The following is a 1,006-nucleotide window of genomic DNA, read 5'->3' on the forward strand; positions in this document are numbered from 1 at the left end:
CGCACGAAGGCGAACCACTGGTCCGCGTTGCCGGTGACGCCGTTGTACTTGCCATCGTTGTTGGTCAGCGAATACGGCACCACCAGCCGGCCCTGGCCTTCCACCGTGACCCAGAAGGGCAGTTCCTCGCCATAGTAGTCGCTGTCATACAGGAAGCCGCCATGCTCCGTGACCAGGCGGCGCGTGTTCACCGAGGGTCCGTAGCGGCAGTACCAGCCATCCGGCTTCTGGCCGAGCGTGCGTTCCAGGCTGGTGACGGCGCGTGCGATGTGCTCGCGCTCCTCCGCCTCTGTCAGTTCATAATGCTTCACCCAGCGCCAGCCATGGCAGCAGATGTCGTAGCCAGCCGCACGAATGGCGGCGGCAGCTTCCGGGTTGCGTTCCAGCGCCAGCGCGCAGGCGAAGATCGTCACCGGCAGGCCACGTTCCTGGAACAGCCGGTGCAGCCGCCAGAAGCCGACGCGGCTGCCGTATTCGAACATGCCCTCCGCCGCCAGGTCGCGCCCCTTCGGGACCGGCGTGGTGCCATTGGATTCGGTGTGGCCGTTTTCCGTGTAGCCCTCACCATCCTGTACGGAGGGCTCCGAGCCTTCCTCGTAGTTCATGACGAAGTTCACCGCGAGCCGCGCGCCGCCCGGCCATTCCGGGTCGGGAGGGTTGCCGCCGTAGCCGATGTAGTCGCGCTTCACCTCGTAGGTCATTCGGCCTCTCCATCCAGATGGACTTCGAAGGGGGCAACCTGGACGAACTCGTCATCCGCCGCGCTGCCATCCTTCCACATGAACACCGCGAAGCGGCCGGGACGGTCTATCACGGTGAAGGGGTGGTGCCAGACATCGGCACCATAGGTGACGCCCTGGTCCGCGCGAGCGATGAAAGCCTGCGCACGCGCCATGTCCGGTGCGCCATCGGCGCCATGCGGCGCGACGATCGCGATCCAGCGCCCGGCATCCATCGGCACGAAGGATTGCGAGGAGTACTGGTGCCGCTCCATCGTCGTGGACGC

General features: G+C 66.0%; 2 protein-coding genes. Both read right to left on the minus strand.

The features are described 5' to 3' along the window. The coding region (locus tag ACFHPP_RS31155; RefSeq protein ID WP_437167100.1) for a polysaccharide deacetylase family protein at nucleotides 1-701 on the minus strand (701 nt) is incomplete at its 3' end. Next, nucleotides 698-1,006, minus strand: a 309-nt coding sequence (locus tag ACFHPP_RS31160; protein WP_437167101.1) for an ureidoglycolate lyase, incomplete at its 5' end; no start/stop codon positions are given. The genes ACFHPP_RS31160 and ACFHPP_RS31155, both read right to left, overlap by 4 nt.

This window comes from Falsiroseomonas sp. E2-1-a20, from assembly GCF_051433195.1.
Classification (GTDB): Bacteria; Pseudomonadota; Alphaproteobacteria; order Acetobacterales; family Acetobacteraceae; genus Falsiroseomonas.